The organism is Kiloniella sp., from assembly GCF_048270245.1.
Taxonomy (GTDB): domain Bacteria; phylum Pseudomonadota; class Alphaproteobacteria; order Kiloniellales; family Kiloniellaceae; genus Kiloniella.
Genome location: NZ_JBLWTH010000001.1, coordinates 1 through 24,208 on the forward strand (window position 1 = coordinate 1; position 24,208 = coordinate 24,208).

The following is a 24,208-nucleotide window of genomic DNA, read 5'->3' on the forward strand; positions in this document are numbered from 1 at the left end:
ACTCCATTCTTATTCCCATGTATCATAAGGATTATTTTGATTAAATTAATCCTTATAAAATAATAATTCAATAAATTTAATAATATTTTCAATATATTCTTATTCACAAGAGTTAAAGGAGTTAATGATGACCGATGTCACACCAGATGCATTTCAGTATCAAAAACAAAAACTGATCGACTTACGTCATGATTTACATCGCAACCCTGAACTCGGGTTCGAAGAACAAAGAACAGCCCAGAAAATTGCTTTTGAACTGAAATCTTATGGTTTGGAAGTTCATGAAGGAGTCGGCGGTACTGGCGTTGTCGGCATTCTAAAAAAAGGTCGCGGAAATCAAGCAATTGCATTGAGAGCCGACATGGATGCACTCCCCATACAAGAAACCAGTAGTCATGAATATTGCTCAACGACAGAGGGAAAAATGCACGCCTGTGGGCACGATGGCCATACCGCAATGCTTCTCGGCGCAGCCCAATTTTTATCAGAAAAACAAAACTTCAACGGTACAGTTGTTTTTATATTCCAGCCCAACGAAGAGAATGGTCTGGGTGCCGCTGCAATGGTCAAAGATGGTATTTTCGAAAAATTTCAAATCGACGAAATATACGGACTCCATAATTTACCTGGTGCTCCCCTTGGAGAGTTTTCCACAAGACCCGGCACTATTTGTTCCAGCGAGAGCTTGTTTGAAATCGCGATAAACGCGCGCGGCGGTCATTCGGCCATGCCGCAAAAAGGGGTCGATGCAATTCTTGTTGGCTCTGAAATTGTCCAAGCGCTCCAATCTATCGTTGCACGTAAAATGGACCCAGGATGTGGTGCTGTCGTCTCCATTACCGAATTCATAACTGACGGACGCAGAAACGTCCTTCCCGGTTCTGCAATACTTAAAGGAGATGTGCGCGCCCGAACACCAGATGATCGAAAGCAAATCAAAGCTCATATGCAGCGGCTCTTGTTCGGTATAGCTCAAGGTCACGATGTCGAAGCAAAGTTCAGCTTCAACACCGAATTTATTGAAACCATTAATACAGTCGAACAGACCCAAATCGCACTTCAAGCGGCAAGACGGATTAGTGACAACGTTCAAGGTGAACGGGAACCAATGTCCTTCTCGGAAGACTTCGCGTTGTTTTCCCAAAAGAAACCAGGTTGTTTTATCTTAATGGGCAACGGTACAGAAGGTACCCATGGCAAGCCTCTTCATGCTTCTGATTATGACTTCAATGACGATGCACTTACAATCGGCGCCGCCTATTGGGCGCAGCTTGTGAAAACTCGTTTACCTGAATAATTATCAAGTTTTCCCCACGCCTTTACCACAAGTAGGATAAATTTTATGTTAGATACTTTTTCTGCCGATACTATTAAGCACGTATCTTACGCCCGACACACTGGGGAAGCCTTCAAAAGCGTTATCACACCACAGGATTTTGCTGATGCATCCAACGAAATTATGTCGTGGGAGGGATACACAGCGACACCGCTTCATCCTTTAAAAAGCCTCGCTCAGCAACTTAATCTGGATAATATTTTTTATAAGGACGAAGGACCAAGGTTTGACCTTGGATCTTTCAAGGCCTTGGGCGGTGCCTATGCAGCTGCAAGAGTATTACAGCGAGAGCTATATAATAAATTCGATAAAATTATATCTCTTTCAGATCTTCGCTCGGGAAAATACGCTTCTTTGACAAAAGCAATCACACTTGTTTCTGCGACAGATGGAAATCATGGACGTTCCTTAGCTTGGGGCGCCAAAAAATTTGGTGCTGATTGCAAGATATACATCCATGCAGAAGTCAGTGAAGAACGCGCCAAAGCGATGAGATATTTTGGGGCCGACGTTATTCGCATAGATGGCGATTACGATGATTCTGTTCGCATTGCAAAAACCAATGCCGAAGAAAACGACTGGAGCATTGTCTCAGACACATCATGGGATAACTACATACAACCACCAACAGACGTTATGGCTGGCTATGGCGTTATGACAAATGAAATCACACATGAACTCTCTGCACCGCCCAGCCATGTATTCCTACAAGGCGGGGTCGGGGGTCTCGCGGCATCCGTTTGTGCCGCCTTACGGCAAAAGTGGGGAAAAGCTTCTCCGCGCGTTATCATTGTCGAACCCGACTTGGCCAGTTGCCTTTATGCAAGTGCAGTGAAAGATACACTAACATCAGTTCGAATAACCCAAGAAACCATCATGGCAGGTTTATCCTGCGGTGAACCCTCGCCTCTCGCGTGGAATATCTTACGTGAAGAAGCGTCAGACTTTCTGTCTATACCAGATATGTTTATTGCGCCGGCTATGAAGTTACTTGCAAAACCGATAGGTAATGATCCTGCTATCGAAGCCGGGGAATCTGCGGTTGCTGGACTAGCTGCAATTATTACCGTTGCTCAGGATACTGCTCTTCGTAACGACCTTCGGATAGATAAAACATCAAGAGTTTTGCTTATTGGGTCAGAAGGTGCAACGGACAAAGCCCTCTATGACAAAATCATATCAGGATAATTCGTATTCCATCTAATTCACAACAAGACATTATCTGGCAATTGCTTGCGAAGACGAGGCTATACTGCTACCAAAGTGGAGAAAATTATCTCTGTTAGCAGAGCCTCGCTTCCTTGGATAAAAGAACCGGATAAATGCAAAAAACTACACGTATCGCCCCCTCAATCCTTGCCGCAGATTTTTCTCAATTAGGACAAGAAATTCAACGCCTGGATCAGGCTGGTGCAGATTATATACATGTCGATATTATGGACGGGCACTTCGTACCCAATATCTCGTTTGGCCCTTCCATAACCAAAGCGGTTCGCCCAGTAACAAAGAAGCCATTTGATGTTCATTTGATGATTTCACCCATCGATCTCTACATCGAAGCTTTTGTAAATGCTGGCGCAGATATAATAACAATTCATCCTGAAGCTGGTCCACACTTTCACCGCACAATCCAACTTATCAAATCACTTGGTGTAAAAGCCGGGCTTGCGCTCAACCCCGGTACCCCGATTGATATCGTTGATCACGTTATTGAAGATCTTGATCTTTTGTTAGTCATGTCAGTGAACCCCGGTTTTGGGGGACAATCTTTCATACCCGGTGCTCTTGGAAAAATTTCAGCCCTGAGAAACAAAATTGATGCTCTTGGCAAAGATATTGATCTAGAGGTTGACGGCGGCATCAATTTTGATACCGCGCCACAAGCCATCGAAGCTGGTGCTGATCTACTTGTCGCGGGCACGGCAACCTTTCACGGGGGCCCTGACAACTATGCGAACAACATCAAAAAACTAAAAGGGCAATAAGAGCATCCGCCTATGGAAGGCCAGCGCCAAACCGAGAAAAGAGATACGAACAAAAGCACTGGTCGTTGGATCAATGGCCAGAGCAATGTGTCTGAACGCTTGGCTTCCTTCCTTAGGCTGCCCAATTCATTAATTTTCCAGAAAATCAGGTACAAGTTAAAATACCCTCTGCTTATCAGCCCACTTTATGATTGGGCAATAAGCCGTAAAGCCATTCCGAATCTGGTTTTCACACCTACCGATCCTTGGCTGGGTGATACAAATCAAGGCAGGGCAATTCTGTCAGGACAGATTGAACTGTCCGGGCAAGTCATTAACAATCCCTCCCCGCTATGGAATCCTGTGGGGGCAGAGCTGGATTGGGTTAAAGAATTACATTCTTTCATTTGGTTAAGATCCTTACGTGCCGCAGCGGGGGATCAGGCACGACGAACAGCACGAGAAATGCTGAACCAATGGATAAGAGATAATAACCGTTGGCGTCCCCTAACATGGGAACCTTCGATAACAGGATGTAGGCTCTATAACTGGTTAGGACATTACGAATTTATTGGTAGTTCTGCCGATATCAATCTTCGCCAAAGTATCCACGACAGCATCGCAAAACAGGCCCGCTACCTTTCTTCAACCTTACCCGCAGGTCTTACAGGGGTAGAGCTTATTCGTGCGATTAAAGGGCTATTATACGCCGGCGTTTGTTTACCAGAAGGCGACGTATGGCTTAAACGCGCTTTAGACTTACTTAGCCAGGAACTCACCCGCCAAATCTTGCCTGACGGTGGCCATATACAACGAAGTCCTCACATCCATTTGGAAGTATTGCGCCATCTGATTGATATTAGAGCAACCTTACACACAGGAAAAAAGCACGTTCCCGGTTCTATAATTTCAGCAATTGAATCTATGTCTCCCGTTTTGAGAATGTTCCTTCACGGGGATGGGGGTTTAGCCCTTTTCAACGATTCTAACGAAGACCATGGCTGGCAAATTGACATGGTTCTTCGGCGAGCAGAGGGAAGAAAGCAACCGCTATTAGCTGCACCACAAAGTGGCTTTCAACGATTGCAGTCTGGCCGCATCACAGTGATCGTGGATGCTGGGGCACCACCACCACCGGGATATGACCTCACCGCACACGCTGGTACGCTTAGCTTTGAATTATCTGTCGGGCGGGAACGATTAATCACAAATTGTGGTGTCCATAGAAACCATCCGCAATGGCGGTGGATTCCCCGGGCAACAGCAGCACACACGACAGTAACACTTGCGGAAACAAATTCTGCGCACCTGACGCCTCGTGGGGGACTTGCCAAACGCCCCGATAACGTCACTTGTCGTAGAGAAGAAGACAGCAACGGCGAGATTCGTTTGGAAATGTCTCACGATGGATATTTGAACAAATCAGGCATACTTCATGATCGCACTTTGATCGCACTTCCCAAGGGCGAAGGAATTAAAGGTAACGACATATTACGTTTCTCGGAAAGCTTAGACGAAAGAGATCGGCACGAATTTTCTATTCGTTTTCACTTGCATTCTGATGTCAAAGCGTCCCCCATAAGTGGTGGCAACGTTGTATTATTAAGCCTGCAAAAAGGGGGCGGTTGGCAATTTTCCTGCGAAGGGGCCAACCTATCATTAGAGCCAAGTATCTATCTTGGAAAAGCAGGCGAAATACGTCGAAGTCAACAAATTGTCCTGTCGGGGATAACAAGCACCAGTGATACAAAAATAAAATGGTCACTTGTCAGAGTAAACGCGAAAAAATCCACATCAAAAAACAACCAATCTAACCTATGGGATCAATGACAGAGTTACTCCACGTCCTGACAATATTCGCTATTTCCCTACTTGCATCTTGTGTAGCAACTGCGATGCTTCGGAAAGTTCTGATTAACAAGAGTATTCTCGATAATCCGAATGAACGGAGTAGTCACACCATCCCGACACCCAGAGGCGGTGGGCTTGCTTTGATGGGGATCATCCTTCTTGGATGGGCTGGCCATGGGTCTGCGTCATTGACCTCTCTACCGGGGTTTTGGTTTATATTTACCGGCTCGATTGTCTTGATGGCAATTTCATGGTTGGACGATTTAAAAGATCTTTCCCCGAAATTCCGCTTGTTGATACAAATTATTGTGGTGGTGACCAGCCTTTGGGGGATTAACCATGACGGACAAGAAATCAAACTATTCCCAGCGATTATCCCGCAGTGGATTGATTATATCTTCATTGGCCTATCATGGGTGTGGTTTATTAATCTCTATAACTTTATGGACGGCATTGACGGCATAACAGGTGTAGAAACGTCCACAATTACCCTGGGGGTAGTTCTTATTGCGTCCTATTTTTCCTGGCAAACTGATGCTTTTTATTTACCGCTGTTTGTCCTTGCGGCAACATTGGGCTTCTTAATTTGGAACTGGGAACCAGCAGCAATTTTTCTTGGTGATGTCGGTTCCATTCCACTGGGATATATTCTCGGATGGTTTATGATTTTCTTGATTATAAAAGGTATGTGGGCAGCGGCTTTTATTCTACCGCTCTATTATCTATGTGACGCGACAATTACACTGTTAAAACGCGCAGTACGAAAACAAAAAATCTGGGAAGCCCATAAAGAACATTGTTACCAAATTGGTGTGCAAAATGGCCTCAGCCACAAAGCGGTTTCCTTGACTATTTTAGCCTGTAACATCGTCTTAATTGCCTTAGCACTTTTCCTAAGTGCTGATTACCCATGGTATAGCCTGATCATTGCTCTAATTATTGTATTCAGTACAATGAAGGTGTTGAAAAAGAAACAAGCACAGTAGGAAAACAAAGATTATTAACAGATACATGTGAAAGCTTACTGGTCAACTTTAGACATTGCCAGTAAAGTGAAACCAAATTAAGTAAGTCATTCTATTCACTACATTGCCGTCAGGAAAATTATCAAATGAAGTTTCTTAGAACTTCACGTAGCAAATCATTGATCGCATTTTCGCATGACCTTTTCATGCTTGCGATTTCGTTTGCTCTTTCCCTGGCGCTCCGTATGGATGTCAACGACGCGGCGGCAATCCCCCCCCTCAGCTTGTTTCCTGCTTGGGCCCTCTTTATCCTGATAGGAATTGGTACCTTCTGGATGCTTGATTTCTATAGGGGCACCTGGCGTTACGCCTCAATGAATGATTTACTCAACATAATAAAGGCTTCTAGCCTTGTTATGTTGTTATTCCTTCCAATCCTCTTTTTTTGGAATCGCCTTGAAGACATCCCAAGAAGCTCTCTGATTATCAACTGGTTCGTCCTCATCTTTCTCCTCGGTGGTCCACGTATGGTCTACCGAATATGGAAAGATCAGGGCGTACGAAGACTCATGGAAAAGGATAGCCATCTTAGGGTACCCGTATTCCTTATCGGTTTTGACGATATTGCCGAAGCCTTTCTCAGACATATAACAAGAGACCCCACAAGCGCCTACGAAGTTGTCGGCATCCTAGATCCAACAGGTCAAGAAGCAGGCCGACGCATGCATGATCTGCCCATTATGGGGCCGCTGGACAAATTACAGGATGCCTTGGATAAGGTAGCTTCCAGCAACAGGCTTCCCCAACGAATTATAATGTCAAAAGTCATCGACAGGGACGGTATGCAACACATTAATGATGTTGCCGCCCATAATAATTTACTTATCGAACGCTTGCCCAACCCAACTGAATTCAAAAGCAATTTTGGCAATGAAATCGAAGTTAAACCAATTGCGATTGAAGATCTGCTCGGTCGCCAACAGGCCAAGCTAGATCGCCCAGCCATGGCAAAACTAATATCTGGAAAACGCGTTCTGATCACAGGTTGTGGTGGTTCAATCGGGTCCGAGCTTTCCCGACAAATTGCCTCGTTTACACCATCTCATATAATTCTGCTAGATAGTTCTGAATTCAATCTCTATTCCATCGATATGGAATTATCTGAAGACTATCCCGAATTGGAACGAGATGCCGTTCTCGGTGATGTTCGGGACCAATCGCGCCTAAATCAAATATTTGATCGCTTCAAGCCAGAACTCGTATTCCATGCTGCTGCTTTAAAACATGTCCCCCTTGTCGAGGCAAACCCCATTGAAGGTATCCACACCAATGTAATAGGCACCAAAAACACTGCCGATGCCTGTCGTCGAGTTGGTGTACAAACAATGGTTTTGATTTCTACTGACAAAGCCATTAACCCACCAAATATTATGGGTGCTAGCAAACGATTAGCTGAAAGCTACTGCCAAACCATGGACTTGGCAGGTAAACAAGAGAACAAAACCCGCTTTGTTACCGTAAGATTTGGTAACGTTCTTGGTTCAACAGGATCTGTTGTGCCCTTGTTTGAACGGCAACTGAAATCTGGGGGACCACTGACTGTGACTCATCCAGACATCACCCGGTATTTTATGACAATAAAAGAAGCTGTAGAACTGGTGCTTCAAACCATGACGCTCGGCGCGGCTATGGCCCGAGAAGATGCGGGTAAAATTTATGTACTGGATATGGGCGACCCCGTGAAAATTGCTGATCTCGCCAAACAGGTCATCCGGCTTGGAGGGTTCGAACCAGAAAAAGACATCAAAATTCAGTACACAGGTCTCCGCCCCGGCGAGAAGCTATACGAAGAATTATTTCATGAAACAGAACCTCTTCTGCCCACAACACACGGCAGCTTGAAGTTGGCAACACCAAGAATTACAGATCGGGATATCCTTAACCGCGATCTCGATCATTTATCCACCCTGATCGACCAAAGAGATCGGGAAAGAGTCATTGAACAATTGTGTCACCTTGTTCCTGAGTATAATGGACGTTTAAGGCCTGATTTGGCATTAAACAAACATCAGGACAAACAGTTCAACGAAGCTCTTTCCCAGTAAATTTTACTGACTGAGTATCTTGGACGAAATGCATTCACCTTAATTTTGAACGACACACGTAATAAATTTGTGCCTCGTTCATCCTAAAACACGATATACATTGCATCCGATGATCCTTCGGTTTATTAGTGCCCTTGCCTAAGAAAATTTCGGCCAACATTGATCATTTTTGACGTAAAAAACGAACTAAAATGATACATACTTCCCGCCCCGGCGGGCAACCGGGGTGGAAGACAGCTGCAAGGAACTGCTATGTCTGACACCATCCGTCGTGCTCTCGTTTCCGTATCTGATAAAACGGATCTCGTTGAATTCGGTAAGTTTTTAACGGATCAAGGTATTGAGATTCTTTCTACAGGAGGCTCCGCACGCGCACTAAGCGAAGCAGGCGTTCCCGTAAAAGAAGTTTCTAGCCACACAGGCTTTCCGGAAATTATGGACGGGCGCGTAAAAACGCTGCACCCGAAAATTCACGGCGGTATTCTAGCCAGACGCGATCTCAAGACACATACAGACGCCATGGCAGAACATGACATTGCGCCAATTGATCTGGTAGTTGTGAATCTCTACCCCTTTGAAGCAACGCTCAAGTCCGGGGCAGACTACGATACATGTGTTGAAAACATTGATATCGGTGGTCCAGGGATGGTTCGTGCTGCCGCCAAAAACCATGGCTTTGTAACGATTGTCACTGACCCAAGTGACTATGCATTGGTACAAGAAGAGATGAAAGCCAATGGCGGCGCGACGACCAAAGAAACCCGTCGCAAACTAGCAGCAACAGCCTACAGCCACACGGCGCGTTATGATTCGATGATTTCAAATTGGCTTCAAGGCGAATGCAATGTCGATTTCCCGCGCGAAACCACTCTCGGTGGCAAGATCAAACAGTCTCTACGCTATGGAGAGAACCCTCATCAGGTAGCCGCAGTCTACAAGTCTATTGATGCGCGTCCCGGCGTTGTCACAGCACAACAGCTACAAGGCAAAGAACTGAGCTACAACAACCTGAACGACACCGACGCAGCTTTTGAACTGGTCTCGGAATTTGATGCCCCTACCATCGCGATCATCAAACACGCGAACCCCTGCGGTGTAGCAACGGCAGATAACCTCAGTGATGCTTACAAAGCAGCCCTCGCGTGTGATCCGACCAGTGCTTTTGGCGGTATTATCGCCACCAATAAAACCATGGATGCAGCGACAGCCACACAGGTCGCCGATCTTTTTGCAGAAGTTGTTATTGCGCCCGCGATTGATGATGACGCCAAGGCGATCTTCGCGGCCAAGAAAAATTTGCGTGTTCTTGTCACCGGTGAAATGCCAAATCCGGCAGATACCGGCATGAACATGAAGACCATATCTGGTGGCTTCCTATTACAAGGCCGCGATAATGGTCGCATTACTGCCGCAGACCTCAAGGTTGTGACAAAACGCCAACCAACCGAGCAAGAGATTGCCGATATGATCTTCGCTTTCAGAGTTGGCAAACATGTAAAATCGAACGCCATCGTCTATGCCAAAAACGGTGCGATCGTTGGCATCGGGGCCGGACAGATGAGCCGGGTTGATTCATCCAGAATTGCTGCTTGGAAAAGTAAAGAAGCCGCTGAAGCCGCTGGGTTAAGCGAAGCAGGAACAATTGGTTCTGTTGTTTCTTCCGATGCCTTCTTCCCTTTCGCAGATGGCTTGCTCGCCGCTGCCGATGCCGGCGCTACAGCTGTTATCCAACCAGGCGGGTCCATGCGTGACGACGAAGTTATTGCCGCTGCTGATAAAGCAGGTCTTGCCATGGTTTATACAGGCATGCGTCATTTCCGTCATTAAGGCGGCCCAAACTAGCAACGAGACAAATCAAAAAGGCTGCCAAAATAAACTGGCAGCCTTTTTAATTTCAAAATAGACCGCCTTGATTACGCTGCGGTCTCTTCCTCGTCAAAAGCAACAAAAGCATAAATCTCTTCTGCGGATGATTCAGACGAAGGTGGATAGATCCACTGAGTGTTGATCATCTTTTTCATTTCTTTTCCTTCAACACCGGTTTTATCCGCGACCCTGTCCCAGCCTGTGGTAAAAAGCGCCCCCCAATCACCAAGATCAAGGCAAGTCGCATAAAAGGTCTGCTCGTAATCTTTACCCGGCTGACCCCGAAGCTTTTTAATCGCATTATACCCAGCAAAACGCCCAAGCTGGATGGCGTGCTGACAGGAAAAAAGCGTCCGCGGCCGATCTGAGTTGTAAGCCAAACTCTTTTCAGAGGACGTCATAAGTTCAGAATCATCTGAAGGCACCAAAGGTTCGGTATAAGCCCAGACAACATCCCCTGCTCCAAAGGCATTGTCATAGCCGGGAATGCTAAGATCCTGAGCAACCGCTAACCGCCCTTGTGCCCCTGCGTCTGGTTTTCCAAAACTACTGGTCAGCTTATTTGCTTCTATTCCGTTGGCAAAAACAACCGTCTGGGTCGCGATTACCTCGCCATCAGTAAGAGTGACACTGTTTTCTGTGAGCTCTTTGACTGATGTCCCCAGACGTAGCTCAATATTGTGCAGTCGAAGGGCCTCATCGATATAAGGTTTTGGATTAACACCCAATTCTGCGCCCGCTATTTCTTCTTTATCAACTAAAATAATACGACAGGTTTTGTCAGATTTTTTCTTCAAACGGCTACGTAATTCTGTAGCAAGCTCTAGGCCTGTAAAACCAGCGCCGATCACCACAAGTGTTTTTGCTGATTCTTCCTGTACAGCAACTATACGGGTTAATTGCTGATCCAGCTTTTCGGTTTCTTCATAGGTATCTGCTGAGAACCCGTACTGTTTAACCCCCGTAATATTTAGCTGTTTGAGGTAGCTGCCAGTCGCAAGAATAACCGCATCATATGAAATTTTAGCGTGGGTATGATCTGAAAAGAAAACACTCTTATCCTGCGGATCAATTGATCCTATTGTCGCCTGAATAAATCGAACACCAATTTTATCCAACAAAGGCTTTAAGGGAACGCGTTTGTCTTCACCGCCACCTTCATAAAGGCGAGGTCTGATCACCAGATGTGCATCTTTGGAGATCAGGGTAATGTCAATTTTTCCTGCATCGGCATCAGCATCAACCCGCTCTCCGGCAGCCGACATTGCCGCCCATAGTCCAGCAAAACCACCTCCAAGAATAACCAACTGTTTCATTTTATGTTCCCTATACCATCAATAGTTTTCTAAAGAACAAGGCTCTTGCGCCACATCACTGCCAATTACCGTGCCTCTAATCTTCATTTATCATTAGAAAAGCATATGCATTTATGAGATAAAAGTTGTGACTTTGCGATTTTAACTTGCGAAAAAGCAACTATGATTTCCTGGAACGATTACCAATATGTGTTAGCTATTTTTCGCGCGAGGAACATCCCCAACGCGGCAAAACATTTGAAAGTCAACACATCTACTGTCTTCAGGCGATTAGAAAAAATCGAAACAATTTACAATCTGAAACTTTTTGAAAGGCATCGCCACGGATATGTTCCAACCGAAGCGGGCAGAGAAATAATCATTGCTGCGGAACGCATTGAACAGGAAACGTTCAATGCCGAACGTGCCTTAACAGGCAAAGATCAAAAACTTACGGGAAGATTGCGAATCACGTCCACAGAAAGCCTTGCAGCTTCTTTCTTAAGTCGGCACATTCCCCCGTTTGCGGAAAAATACCCCGGTTTATATATCGAAATTATCAGCGATAATCAGCGCCTGAGCCTGACAGAACGCGAAGCAGATATTGCACTCCGTCCCGCGCGGCCCACAGAAGAAAGCTTGATAGGTCGAAAGCTGTCGACTTTGAAATGGGGAATATATGGATCCAGCGCTCATTATGAATCAGGACAAATTCAAAAATTAAGCGACCTTAGTGAAAAGTCCTTTATTGCATGGACAGGCGGCTCACTCGCCCAACAAACAACAGACTGGTTACGCAAAACTATTCCCGATGTTCATATTGCGTATGAAAGCAGTAGTATGCTGACCAACGCCCAACTCGCGATCAATAGTCATAATCTTATCCTTTTACCCTGCTTAACAGGACAAAATTGGCATGAATTAGTTCCCGTCTTTTCGCCCCTACCAGATGTAGAAGGGGAGCTTTGGCTTGTCACTCACAAAGACTTGCAAAGAAACGCTCGGGTTCGGGCCCTTTTAGATCATCTGGCTAACGCAGCTACGGGAGATCGACACCTGTTTCAGGGGGAAAACTGAAACACCACAATTTAGCCTGCCAGAATAACACTGCTCGAGGTAATACAGCGTCTCTAAAAGAGCCCGAGAAGGGATGAAGGTTTAGCCAACAACGTTATGGCCACGCCCCTTCATACAGTTCTTTACAATTTGCTTACGTTCGTCTTGTGTATCCCATGCCTCGGCTCCGGCACCACCCGCCGCACCAATAACACCGCCAACCAAAGCACCGCCCCAGCCATCACTCAATCCACCGACAATTGCACCAAGACCAGTGCCAAGTAGGGCGGCATTTTGAACATCTCCGTTTAGGTACCCACGTTGGTCCGCAACTGCTGCGCACTCATTCAGATCACTTTCATATGCTGCACTGTCACCACCATCGACTATCGGTCGATAATCCGCGCCAGTGTTACTGCACCCATTCAAGAAAAAAACTGTAACCCCCAAGGATAACAGGCCTGCCCAACGGTTCATGCCCCTCATTTTCTGCGTCCTCTGCTTTTAGATACAAACTGAAAAGACATTATCGTTTTAAGCTGACGAAGAACTGACAAATACAAAGTGATCTTTGATTTTGAAGCGATCACGTCGTGTCAGTATCTACGCACACATTTTTATTTAGCTATACATCTTTGCGCCTTTTGTAATTTTATCGACGATCTTTTTATCACTGTGTAGGGCAATCCCCACTACTTTGGCATCTTCAGGGTCATATTCTGCAAAAACAGCACGGTTAGCGGCGTCATGACCCGTCGAGAACATTTCTTCAATATAAAGTGAGGATTTGACGCCGCGCGTAAGTGATCGCTGATGGATTTTTTGTATGGTGTTTTCACAAGCAGATAAAACAATAATCGGCTGGCGGATCAGGGCGTTATAGTTATTCCCCATCCGATCACGATATGCCTCGCCAATGATCGTCTGATTTTCGCCCGCAAGCCCGCCACTTAGAAACGCGGTAACGTTCAAAGCCTGCCAGGTTTGTAAATCATCTCGCAAAACAACAGCAATTTTAGTATCAAACATAATGGTCTCTCTGATTCAGGGTTCTTGATGTGAACAAAGACAACCAGATAAATGAAAGTATAAATCTACGTCTTGAACGTTCGTGCAAATCTTCTGCATCTGCGCAAATAATCTCGGCACCTGTCGTGTCTGGTTTGTCCCGCATCCAAGCGCGTTTTGTTGGCGATTTTTTCGAGCCACATCGCCATGACACCTATGCATTAGGTCTAACGATGCAAGGCATCCAAGCCTTTGGCTATCGCGGGGATCGACGGTACAGTCAGCCGGGGCAGATTATCGTGCTCCACCCAGATGAATTGCACGATGGTGGGTCCGGGACTGACGAAGGACTGCTGTATCGCATGCTTTATCTCGAACCATCTTTGATTCGTGAGGCATTGGGAGAAAACTTCATTACCCTACCCTTTGTCGAGACTCCTATCCTTGATGACCCAGACTTACAAACAGCTATGGTTACGGCCTTGGGTGAGCTTGAAAATAACCTGAGCGACTTGGCAAGAGACGATACGATCAGTCAAGTTGCCCATTGTCTTGTCCGGCACGCCAAAGGCCCAAAGCCCTCTGCCCTTAAAACGAATAACGCCGCAGTCGATAAAGCCAAAGATTTTCTCTATGAGAATGCTTGCCGCAATGTGCATTCTGAGGAATTGGAAAAGGTAACGGATATGGACCGCTTTACCCTTTCGCGCCATTTCAGACGCGCATTTGGTACAAGCCCACACCGATTTTTACTTATGCGTCGCTTGGAATTTGCCCGTAAGTTGATTGAAGAAGCACAGCCCCTTGCCGATGTCGCTTTCACCGTTGGTTTTGCCGATCAAAGCCACCTCAATCGCCATTTTAAAAAGGCTTATGGCATCAGCCCCGGACAATGGGGACGTTATTGCAACAATAAAAAAAGCTTGCGCGATAACTCTCATACCCTATTAGCTAGTTCTTTAGTCATCCCATAAAAAGGGCTCTGATAAACAAATATCAAAACCCTTTTCATATTCAGCTCGTTAGTAAATCAGGTTTTAGTTTTGCAGCCTTAGATATTCAAAAGCAAAGAGGCTATTACCAGATTTTTTGTTATAGTATTGGCAGTAGAGCTTTTCACCCTGTGCCGGAGCAAGCGTACTGGTATTGGCCATGACGCTCAGCATTGTTTTGCCACGCCCGTCCAAATTTTTCTTCCACGCGGAACTACGGCTACTGTTACTGCCCTCAGCACATTCCGCAACATTTTCTGAATTACCGCAATGAAGCATCATGTCTTTGCCACTTAGTACGTTCACGGTGTAAGGGTATTCGGTTTTTGGCTCACTCGCCCCCACAACACCCGCACCCGGATTACCTGATTTAATGCACTGCATTTCCCAATCATTGGAACTGCCCAAAGCATCGAAGGATTTTTCGTCAACTTCCATATAAGCAATCTCGCGGGAATTGAGCGACGGCAGAATACAACCATTACTCAAAGCCCCTGTGCGACGATTGATCAAACCAGACCGCTTTTCATTGCTAAAGCCCTTTTGAAACGTATAGTCCCCCAGCGTTCCGATGGTGATATTTTCCGGTTTTAAATCCGTACATTTAGTCATACTGATCAGATCAGCAGACGGTGTCCCCAGCTCAGGCGTCTGTCCTGCCGCTGCCACCTCAGTGGAAGTTGACGTAGTTGGTTGAGCTGCACTTTTCTTAGTTGTCTCGGTTATAACTTCTTTTTTCGCGGTTCCGAGCAGCTTGGTCGCTTCTTTTGTAACCTCTTCCGTGGCTTCATTTTCCAGATTGTTCTTAAGCTTCTGAAACAGGCTTCCCGATGCTTCGGCTGTTCCTGAAGCCGCAAGCGCACCAACCAAAAGTAACGTGCTTAAAAATGTGCCTTTTGAAAAACCATTTTTTGTAAGTGATAATGTCTTAAAGTTTTGGTCGTAATACATACCCGACTGTTCCTTATGCGGTAAAAATAAATAACCCTGACAGGACATTGGAAATCCTTGTCCTGTCAGGGTTACAACGCAGAACGCATTTTATTCCCGCGATAAGAAAATATTTTAAATTTAGTACCGCCCCTCAAGAGGACGTATTGCGCTCAAACGCCGCGCATGCTTGTCCTCGTATTAACTCGGGCGTCCACTTGGACTTGCCAAATTACGGTAAGCAATTTGGAAGAGTATCCAGATCTAATTAGAAACAATCAAGATTGTTACTTTTTACCGAGAGGACCAGTGGGGGTTTCAATGTTTTCTTTATCCACCAACTGCCATGGCTTGCCGTCTTCGCGAAAGATCCGTTTGTCCTTGTGAGGGTAATCAGCCATGTCAAAAGCGAGCCGTTGACCCACGACGATACATTTAAAGGTTTCTGTGCCTGTATTCGTGATCCCGTGGGCTTCACCGCCCGCACGGTAACCGATAAAATCACCTTCGTTAATTTGATATTCTTCATCACCGATATAGGCAGTGGCTGTGCCAGACAGAACATAGACACACTCATCTTCGTGATAGTGTACATGATATTCCGTTGTATCCCGACCCGGTTCAACTTCTATGATATGAAAACCAAAGCCCGTCAGTCCAGTAAGATCACCCAGTGATTTGTTGGTGCGCAGTGCATTGGAATTGAGAAAATGGCCTTTTTCCGTGCCCTGCATCTGTTCGACTTCATGCTTTTTGATTAGATAGTTTTTCATAACTCTCCCACTTTATTTTTGTTTTAAATACTCCCGTTTAGACGCCCAATACCTGCGCTGTCGTTATAACCTGACAGTACTCACCATCCATATTGGCAAGAGACATATCGTGGACCTCCTGCGCTGATCGCAGGGTGCCGCTATAATCAGGAAAGGCAAAGGTAAAACAGGCGTCTTCTATAAGATAGGTCGTAAAACCGAGATTACCAGCATGGCGCACTGTTGCTTCGACAGAATTGTTGGTAATCACACCCATCATCACAACGTGATCAATTCCCTGATCTCGGAGCGTTTGTTCTAGTGTTGTGTTGATAAAAGCAGAATTTGCGCCCTTCCCAATGATCACTTCACCGGATAGAGGCATAACTTCGGGTTTAAAAGCATGAGTTTCTGCTCCCGGTGCATAGGTAGAATCAGTATTTACGCTATCGTGTCGAATATGAAAAATAGGACGCTTGGTATCGCGCCAGTGTTTCAACACCACCGCCATATTCTGTTCCGCATCGGGATTGTTTCTCGGCCCATGCTGAGACCAGAAAGCTTCATCAATGGCCCGCTGCACATCGATAACAACAAGTGCCGTGTTTGTGGGGAGTTTCATCAAAGAGCCTTTATAATCGTTCAAACGCCACTGAGGGGTTTGTACCGCCCCTTAAGAGAGGGCGTATTACGCTCAAGCGCCGCGCATGCTGATCCTCGCTTTGCTGCGGGCGTCCGGTCGGACTTGCCAGATTGAGGAAATCAATCTGGTTTTGATTAATACCGTCCCTTAAGAGGACGTATTGCGCTCGGGCGCGTGGTCACGCTTGCCAAATCAAGGATTTGATTTGGAGGTACGCAGTTTGTTACTTAAGGACAGTAATTTCAACCCACTCCAGCAGAAAAGGAGACAATGTCTCCTAGATAAAATGGTTTTCCGGTAGGTTGAATTTTTCGACCATGAAATCTACAAAGACACGGACTTTGGGGGACAGGTGTCGGCCTGGGGGGTAGATGGCGTAGATGGCGCTGTCGGGGACGTGGTAGTCGGGCAGAACTTCGACGATATGAGCTTTGCGGATTGCGGGGCCAACCAGCCAGAGAGGCAACAGACTGATGCCCATATTCTTGCAGGTCAGATCCATAATGACTTCGGGATTGTTGGTTTCTACTGCGCCACTGACATGAACCAGCTCTGCGCCGTCTGGTCCTTCAAAGCGCCAGTCGTTACGAAAGGCACGGGAAGCATAGATCAGGCAATCGTGATTTTCCAAATCCTTCGGATGTTTTGGTGCCCCGTGCTTTTTGAGGTATTCCGGCGAAGCACAGACCACACGACGATTGGCCGCCAGCTTGCGCGCGATCAGGCTGGAATCTTCCAGATCGCCAATGCGCACGGCAAGGTCATAGCCTTCACTCAACAGATCCACAAAGCGGTCCTGTAAATTGAGATCCAGCTTGATTTCGGGATAGAGGCTCATAAATTCAGGAATAAGCCCGGTAATCCACAGGCGTCCGAAAGCCACGGGTACGTTGATTTTCAAGGTTCCACGCGGCGCGGCATGCAGATTTGCCACCGCATCCTCGGCCTCTTCCACGTCCGCCAGAATCTGACAACAACGCTCATAGAAGCCCTTGCCGACTTCGGTCAGGGAAAGATGACGCGTCGTGCGATTAAAAAGCCGTGCCCCAAGGCGATCTTCCAATCGCCCGACCTGCTTGCTTACCGCCGAAGGCGTCAGGGATGCCGCCCGCGCCGCCGCCGAAAAGCTGCCCTCGTTCACCACCTTCACAAAGATGCCCATCGCCGAAAGATTATCCATATACCTGCCCTAAGTCAGAGTTTATTTGTGACAAAGGGGAATAGGTAACAGAAAATTCAAGACGTGTAATGTTGTTTTGGAATTAATATTTTCTATCTAAATATTAATTCATCTAATTTACTGCTTGGATTTTGTTTGAAACAAAATACCAATAAATTTGTTCAAAAAACTCTTTAAAGTGAAGCGTCCAATAATTCGAACGAAAAAATGAGTGGAAAGCAGATTTAGCTTCCCAAGAATTAAGAAATTGCCCAATAACCGCATCACCAAACCCTGGAACATCAATATTTAGTATCTCAGAGTTATTATCTCTCAGATATTTACTTTGTATCCACTGTAGCGTAGCTGGAAGCTTACCCCTTTGTAGCAATTCCTCCCCATTCAACCCATTCTTTATATCCAAAAAAAGCCATAAACAATCATTATGAATTGCAGTATTTTGTAATTCTAGCAACTCTTCTAATTGGTCGTAATTTTCATAGTTAGGACAAAGATATGTATCTTTTATTATATCAAGTGGAATAATATTTTCAGCTTCCCTACCTATCGTTTCACTCAACAGCCCTATAAATTTATGACGCCTTGATAAGCCTTTCAAGTTCCTATAAGTACTAGATATAGTATCATTTGGTGCATATTTATCACTATCGCAGATGCAAACAACAACTTTCTCATTCTGTATTTCATGCTGAAAAACGGAAACAATTGTTGAACCTCCTCCATTTCTCAATGAAAAATTGAAACTTTTGACTTTATGGCTATTTTTTACCTCTCCGAGTATATGCTTATAAAGTTGACCATCATTCTCTATATTTTCTACGAGTAATATTGATTCAGATAAATAATTGCCTTCGAGTAATTCTTTATGACTAATCCTGTAATTATGTGGTGTGGGTTCTGTTAGTCCATCTTCTCCTATTTCTATGGATAACGAGCAAAAAGAGATTTCTATCAAACCCGCATTCTGGGTATAAATTTGCTTAATCAATTTCAAATGGGCTGTTTCCCTTCTATTTAAGGAAAGATTTTCAAGTCCCCAATTCGAAACTTCTCTAGTCATAACAACTAGATGAATCCCATTTATACTTGCTCGAAGAAGTTCTGAATATAAATTCTCAATAATATCAAGGTTCTCACGCTCGAGTTCCAAACGAGGTACATCAAATATAATCAGCATAAATTCACACGTAGTTAAAAAAGCCAAACGGCCAGTTTTTCAATACACCTTTTTCATTAAATTCAGCTTCTACAATTTCCTCTGAAGACTGCCCTTCATTTGTTTCGCCGAAAATAAGTATTTGAACATGTTTTGCATCAACATCCCCGTCTTCAATTAGCTCCCCTAACCGATTGATTAATGCTTCACTATGGGTTTCAACAAGGAAGTGTTGTTCAAACTCTCTGTCAGATCCGCTTTTATATGTAAGAGATTCTACAAACACATCTGCCAACAGGGCTTGATGAGCGGGGTGTAGATGAAGTTCAGGCTGTTCAATAGCAAGAGTTTTAATACCATTGTCTCTTCTGGCCTCATAACGTGACCTTTGACTCCTACTCCCTCTATTCTCTCGACGCATCCACCAAATTTGAGCTAATACTGGTAATACTTGAGATACTCCATACCCCGTATCAACAACATTAATGAATTGGTCATCTTGCTCTAAATTAATACTTATGTGCCCTTCGGTTTTATGAACTTTGACACCATATCCGAAAATCTTTTTTACCCATTCAGAAAAATTATCCTGACGGGTACTTGTTAACGACGCTAAAAACATAGGTAAGTTTTTACCATCCAAAGATATATCTGATATTTCTAATTCTTGTTGTCTATAATATCTCTCACTTCTTGCGCGGGCAGGGCCAATATATTCAACTGCACTAAAATGTTGAGACAAACTAATACTTACTGCTTCGAATAATTTGAAAAAATAAGTCGCTTTACACACATTATTAAGTACCCCTTTAAGGTTTTCCCTTTTTCCGTTTAATAAACGCTCATAAAATTTCTTAAAGGTCTGTGTCTTTGCAAGCTTTAAGGAATCAAGACTAGAATTATCTATTTGTTTATGCTTTAAAATTCTATTCACTTCTTCATTAAGAGTTTCATCACCAACTCGCATACCAACATCTTCTCGAAGTAACTTTCGGAGCTTTTGTCGAACGTAATATTGGAAAGGAAATGGCCTATAAATTTCTCTTTTTTCATGAACATCTTTAATCGTAAAGTCAGGATAGCCAAACAAATCACTTGATGAAAATCTCAACTTTATATCAGGAAATACTTCCTGTATGTCCAAATTATCTATTAGTATCCTTTGGACTTCAGCCCCAGTTTTATCAAAATCAATTTTAAGTAAGCTACCAAACTGAGGTACATAAATTTTAATAAATTTTCGGACCGTATTTCTGATATGAGAACTTAATCCGTAAGTAATATTTGCATCATCAAAATAATATGATTGAATTCTACTTCCACGAAAAAATCGCGGCCTTCTATCAAATTGATCTTGGCGGTAAATCACTTCTGATTCTTTTATTTCAAAAGAAAACTCTATAACTTTATCAATATCTTGATTCTTTACAGCTGACTCAAAATTTCCAAAATCAACATAATCACCGTACCAAAGGATTGGGGCGCTAGATTTTGTCTCTATTGATTGACGAAGTAAGGGAAAGGACCTTAAAAAAGTGCTTTTACCTACACTATTTCTTCCCAAAAGAATTGTAATCGGCCTAATTTCGACACTTTTTGAACCAGAAAGCCGCCTAAGGTTTTTGACTGAGTAAGATAATTTCATAGTAAGCTTTCGATTTACATACAGATAATTAGAAGTCAAATACTTCTATAGTAATAACACTTACATTAATAATCATCTTTTGGTTGTCAAATTTTATTCTAACATCCCCAATCCAGAATCACTTTACCAGAATTGCCGGAACACATGATGTCGAAGCCTTGTTGGAAGTCGTCGATGCTGAAGTGGTGGGTGATGATCGGGGTCAGGTCGAGGCCGCCTTGGATCAGGGCGGCCATTTTGTACCAGGTTTCGAACATTTCGCGACCATAGATGCCCTTGATCACGAGACCTTTGAAGATCACTTCGTTCCAGTCAATACCCATGCGGCCGGGGGGAATACCCAGCATGGCGATGCGACCACCGTGATTCATGGCGCCAAGCATCCCATTAAAGGCGGGTTCGCTACCGGACATTTCGAGACCGACGTCAAAACCCTCTGTCATGCCAAGGTCGGCCATAACTTCTTCGATTGAACTTTCCGTTACATTGACGGCATGCTTGATGCCCATCTTTTTGGCCAGTTCCAGCCGGTAGGGATTGATATCGGTAATCACCACGTGGCGGGCGCCGACATGACGACAGATTGCCGCCGCCATAATGCCGATGGGACCAGCGCCTGTGATCAGCACGTCTTCGCCAACCACATCAAAGGACAGAGCCGTATGGGCAGCATTGCCAAAGGGGTCAAGGATTGCCGCGATATCGTCAGAAATATCATCGGGCAGGATAAAGACGTTACTGGCAGGCAGGCAGAGATATTCGGCAAACGAGCCTGTGCGGTTAACACCAACGCCTTCGGTATTGCGACAGAGATGACGCCGCCCCGCCCGACAGTTGCGGCAATGCCCACAGGTCAAATGGCCTTCGCCAGAGACACGCTGTCCGATTTCCAGATGCGAGACCTGACTGCCAACCTCTTCGATTGTACCAACGTATTCGTGACCCACGGTCATGCCCACAGGAATGGTCGCCTTGGCCCAATCATCCCAATTGTAGATATGCACATCAGTGCCACAGATCGACGACTTGCGGATCTTGATCAGGACATCATTGGGACCGATTTCCGGTTTGGCTTCATCGCGCATCCAGATGCCAGGTTCTGCCTTTAACTTTGCCAAGGTTTTCATGTTTTTAACTCCAACCAGCCAGAGGCTGGTATATGATTATCGCTCCGTTCTCTAAGTAGAGAACTTCTCTATCGTTCAAGCGCCACTGAGAAGGTTTGTACCGCTTCTCAAGAAAGCGTATTGCGCTCAAGCGCCGCGCATGCTTGTCCTCGTATTAACTCGGGCGCCCACTTGGGCTTGCCAAATTGCGGTAAGCAATTTGGAGATAGCTCCTGCTTGCTTAGTTTAGCTCCAACCAGATCCTATAACGGATCTGGCAAGCCCGACCGGGCGCCCGCAGCGGAGCGAGGAAAGTCTCAGCGACGCTTGAGCGCACAAAACCTAGTTAACTTATTATTCCCACTTCTTTTCCGGCTTCGCCGAAGGCTTTTATGGCACGGTCGATCTGTTCTTTCGTGTGGGCTGCCGACATTTGGGTGCGGATGCGCGCCTGTCCTTTTGGCACCACGGGGAACGAGAAGCCGATGACATAAATGCCACGCTGTAACAGCGCATCTGCCAACTTGGTTGCAAGGGCCGCGTCGCCGATCATTACTGGAATAATCGGATGCTCGCCGGGGAGCAAATCAAAGCCTAGCTCGGTCATGCCTTTGCGGAAGTGGTTGCTGTTTTCAACCAACTTGGCGCGCAGGTCTTGCCCGTTTTCCACCAAATCAAGCACCGCTAGAGTGGTCGCTGTGATCACAGGGGCCAGAGAGTTGGAGAAGAGATAGGGGCGTGAGCGCTGGCGCAGCCAATCCACGATCTCTTTTTTCGCAGAGGTATAGCCACCGGATGCCCCGCCCAGAGCCTTACCCAATGTGCCTGTGATAATATCAACACGGTCACGCAGACCCCAGTAATCCGGCGTACCGGCACCGTTTGGTCCCATAAAACCGACGGAATGGCTGTCGTCCACCATCACCAGTGCGTCGTACTTGTCCGCCAGATCACAGATTGCGGGCAGGTTGGCAATATAACCATCCATCGAGAAAACACCGTCTGTCACGATCAAACGGAAACGCTGGTCTTGTGCCTCTTTCAGGCAGCGTTCCAGCTCGTCCATATCACTGTTGGCATAGCGGTAGCGCTTGGCTTTGCAGAGGCGAACCCCATCGATGATACTGGCGTGATTCAAGGCATCGCTGATCACCGCATCTTCGGCCCCGAGGATCGTTTCAAACAGACCAGCGTTGGCATCAAAACAAGAGGAATAGAGAATGGTGTCTTCCTGTCCCAGAAAGCAGGAAAGACGGTCTTCAAGCTCTTTATGAATGTCCTGCGTACCACAGATAAAACGCACGGAAGAAAGCCCAAAGCCATAAGCATCCAGTGCCTTTTGCGCCGCCGTGACCAAACCTGAATCATTGGACAGGCCAAGATAGTTATTGGCGCAGAAGTTCAGAACTTCACCCGAGGACTGAACCTTGATCGCCGAGGACTGGGATGATTCAATCACCCGCTCTGCCTTGTAGAGGCCAGATTCCTTCAAGGTGGCGATTTCACCCGTAAGATGCTTGATAATGGACTTACTCATAATGCGACACAATCCCGTTTTAATGGAAGTTCAATATAGTAGATATATTATCTAGTATAAGGGATTCGTCAAGTCACTTACTGTTTGGAATTTTGCCCGAGATCCGAGAACAGCAACCTGTGAATAACAAAACTCCTGTTTCCCCTTATAGTCTTTGTACGCAATACTATCATATCTTGAAGCATACCAAACTAACACACGAAACAAATCACGGTTTTCAGGAAGGCTCAACATGGAACAGTTCACCGGAGGATGCCAGTGCGGCAAGGTTCGGCTTGTGGCATCTGGGAAGCCCTATCGGGTTGGTGTTTGTCACTGTATGGATTGCCGCAAACACCATGGCGCGCTTTTTTATGCCGCCGCTGTGTTCCCACAAGATGCCGTGGTGATTCAGGGCGACACACATCACTATAAGGGACGGCATTTCTGCCCTGACTGCGGGTCATCTGTTTTTGCACAGACGGATGATGAGATTGAAGTGCATTTGGGAACGCTGGATACCCCTGACCAGTTGGTTCCCAGCTATGAAAGCTGGACCATTCGTCGCGAAACCTCTCTGCCCGCCTTTCCCCATGCAAAACAATACGAACGTGATCGTGATGACACAGGTCGCTCAGAGGATAGGGACTAGGCCGCTTCTGTTCTTTTGTTCGCTCTTCAGGGCAAAGCCTTGAGTAAGTGCTATTAGGATTCAGGCCCTACTTATTTTGATAGCGATACATCTGAATTGAAAAACTGCCGCCAAACACCTTCATTTAATGTGTTTCAAGCACACCTCAATCAATGAATCTGGATCAGCTTTGATTCATCCCTGATGTAAA

Annotated in this window: 21 protein-coding genes; 10 read left to right on the top strand and 11 right to left on the bottom strand. The window is 45.5% G+C overall.

Features of this window, described 5'->3' with window-relative positions; translation table 11 throughout:
- Positions 1-127: 127 nt before the first annotated feature.
- From ACN0W5_RS00005 to purH, 7 genes are all read left to right on the top strand, one after another.
- Positions 128-1,297 (top strand): amidohydrolase, encoded by a 1,170-nt coding sequence (locus ACN0W5_RS00005; RefSeq protein WP_417452240.1) that lies wholly within the window; start codon positions 128-130, stop codon positions 1,295-1,297.
- A 45-nt stretch (positions 1,298-1,342) separates the two neighbouring features.
- Positions 1,343-2,524 (top strand): diaminopropionate ammonia-lyase, encoded by a 1,182-nt coding sequence (locus ACN0W5_RS00010; protein WP_417452241.1) that lies wholly within the window; start codon positions 1,343-1,345, stop codon positions 2,522-2,524.
- A gap of 134 nt (positions 2,525-2,658) precedes the next feature.
- Positions 2,659-3,321 (top strand): ribulose-phosphate 3-epimerase, encoded by a 663-nt coding sequence (gene rpe / locus ACN0W5_RS00015; protein WP_417452242.1) that lies wholly within the window; start codon positions 2,659-2,661, stop codon positions 3,319-3,321.
- A 12-nt stretch (positions 3,322-3,333) separates the two neighbouring features.
- Complete coding sequence (locus ACN0W5_RS00020; RefSeq protein ID WP_417452243.1) at positions 3,334-5,130, top strand: heparinase II/III family protein; 1,797 nt, start codon at positions 3,334-3,336, stop codon at positions 5,128-5,130.
- Complete coding sequence (locus tag ACN0W5_RS00025; RefSeq protein WP_417452244.1) at positions 5,127-6,137, top strand: MraY family glycosyltransferase; 1,011 nt, start codon at positions 5,127-5,129, stop codon at positions 6,135-6,137. Before ACN0W5_RS00020 ends, ACN0W5_RS00025 begins: the two co-directional genes overlap by 4 nt.
- A 125-nt stretch (positions 6,138-6,262) precedes the next feature.
- On the top strand, positions 6,263-8,221 hold the full coding sequence (locus ACN0W5_RS00030) for a polysaccharide biosynthesis protein (RefSeq protein WP_417452245.1): 1,959 nt from the start codon (positions 6,263-6,265) through the stop codon (positions 8,219-8,221).
- A 252-nt stretch (positions 8,222-8,473) separates the two neighbouring features.
- A complete protein-coding gene (gene purH / locus ACN0W5_RS00035; protein WP_417452246.1) occupies positions 8,474-10,048 on the top strand; it encodes a bifunctional phosphoribosylaminoimidazolecarboxamide formyltransferase/IMP cyclohydrolase in 1,575 nt (524 codons plus the stop codon).
- 86 nt (positions 10,049-10,134) lie between these two features.
- On the opposite strand, the gene ACN0W5_RS00040 is transcribed toward purH, so the two are convergent.
- Complete coding sequence (locus ACN0W5_RS00040) at positions 10,135-11,403, bottom strand: NAD(P)/FAD-dependent oxidoreductase (RefSeq protein WP_417452247.1); 1,269 nt, start codon at positions 11,401-11,403, stop codon at positions 10,135-10,137.
- A gap of 162 nt (positions 11,404-11,565) precedes the next feature.
- Here ACN0W5_RS00040 and ACN0W5_RS00045 point away from each other — a divergent pair, with 162 nt between their 5' ends.
- The gene (locus tag ACN0W5_RS00045; RefSeq protein WP_417452248.1) at positions 11,566-12,459 is read left to right on the top strand and encodes a LysR family transcriptional regulator; all 894 of its coding nucleotides are present in this window, start codon (positions 11,566-11,568) and stop codon (positions 12,457-12,459) included.
- An 81-nt stretch (positions 12,460-12,540) separates the two neighbouring features.
- On the opposite strand, the gene ACN0W5_RS00050 is transcribed toward ACN0W5_RS00045, so the two are convergent.
- Positions 12,541-12,915, bottom strand: a complete 375-nt coding sequence (locus ACN0W5_RS00050; protein WP_417452249.1) for a hypothetical protein — start codon at positions 12,913-12,915, stop codon at positions 12,541-12,543.
- A 144-nt stretch (positions 12,916-13,059) separates the two neighbouring features.
- Entirely contained in the window at positions 13,060-13,467 is a 408-nt protein-coding gene (locus tag ACN0W5_RS00055; protein ID WP_417452250.1) for a DUF2000 family protein, read from the bottom strand.
- Positions 13,468-13,496: 29 nt separating this feature from the next.
- On the opposite strand from ACN0W5_RS00055, the gene ACN0W5_RS00060 reads away from it, so the two are divergent.
- Positions 13,497-14,420, top strand: a complete 924-nt coding sequence (locus ACN0W5_RS00060; RefSeq protein WP_417452251.1) for an AraC family transcriptional regulator — start codon at positions 13,497-13,499, stop codon at positions 14,418-14,420.
- Between the two features lie 63 nt (positions 14,421-14,483).
- Here the strand turns inward: ACN0W5_RS00060 and ACN0W5_RS00065 are convergent, their stop codons facing one another.
- The 8 genes from ACN0W5_RS00065 to ACN0W5_RS00100 all read right to left on the bottom strand — a co-directional run bounded on the left by ACN0W5_RS00065 (position 14,484) and on the right by ACN0W5_RS00100 (position 23,387).
- Positions 14,484-15,389, bottom strand: coding sequence for a hypothetical protein (locus ACN0W5_RS00065; RefSeq protein ID WP_417452252.1), 906 nt, complete (start codon positions 15,387-15,389; stop codon positions 14,484-14,486).
- Between the two features lie 266 nt (positions 15,390-15,655).
- Complete coding sequence (locus ACN0W5_RS00070) at positions 15,656-16,141, bottom strand: cupin domain-containing protein (RefSeq protein ID WP_417452253.1); 486 nt, start codon at positions 16,139-16,141, stop codon at positions 15,656-15,658.
- Between the two features lie 37 nt (positions 16,142-16,178).
- Complete coding sequence (locus tag ACN0W5_RS00075; RefSeq protein WP_417452254.1) at positions 16,179-16,742, bottom strand: cysteine hydrolase family protein; 564 nt, start codon at positions 16,740-16,742, stop codon at positions 16,179-16,181.
- Positions 16,743-17,040: 298 nt separating this feature from the next.
- Positions 17,041-17,943 carry a LysR family transcriptional regulator gene (locus ACN0W5_RS00080; RefSeq protein ID WP_417452255.1) on the bottom strand — a complete coding sequence of 301 codons (903 nt, stop codon included), beginning with the start codon at positions 17,941-17,943 and terminating at the stop codon, positions 17,041-17,043.
- Between the two features lie 112 nt (positions 17,944-18,055).
- The gene (locus ACN0W5_RS00085) at positions 18,056-19,120 is read right to left on the bottom strand and encodes a hypothetical protein (RefSeq protein WP_417452256.1); all 1,065 of its coding nucleotides are present in this window, start codon (positions 19,118-19,120) and stop codon (positions 18,056-18,058) included.
- A 4-nt stretch (positions 19,121-19,124) separates the two neighbouring features.
- Positions 19,125-20,744 carry an AAA family ATPase gene (locus ACN0W5_RS00090; protein ID WP_417452257.1) on the bottom strand — a complete coding sequence of 540 codons (1,620 nt, stop codon included), beginning with the start codon at positions 20,742-20,744 and terminating at the stop codon, positions 19,125-19,127.
- A gap of 98 nt (positions 20,745-20,842) precedes the next feature.
- Positions 20,843-21,871: an L-threonine 3-dehydrogenase gene (gene tdh / locus ACN0W5_RS00095; protein ID WP_417452258.1), complete on the bottom strand. Its 1,029-nt coding sequence runs from the start codon at positions 21,869-21,871 to the stop codon at positions 20,843-20,845.
- A gap of 325 nt (positions 21,872-22,196) precedes the next feature.
- On the bottom strand, positions 22,197-23,387 hold the full coding sequence (locus tag ACN0W5_RS00100; RefSeq protein ID WP_417452259.1) for a glycine C-acetyltransferase: 1,191 nt from the start codon (positions 23,385-23,387) through the stop codon (positions 22,197-22,199).
- A 232-nt stretch (positions 23,388-23,619) separates the two neighbouring features.
- Between ACN0W5_RS00100 and ACN0W5_RS00105 the strand changes: the two genes are divergently transcribed.
- Positions 23,620-24,018, top strand: a complete 399-nt coding sequence (locus ACN0W5_RS00105) for a GFA family protein (RefSeq protein ID WP_417452260.1) — start codon at positions 23,620-23,622, stop codon at positions 24,016-24,018.
- Positions 24,019-24,208: the final 190 nt, after the last annotated feature.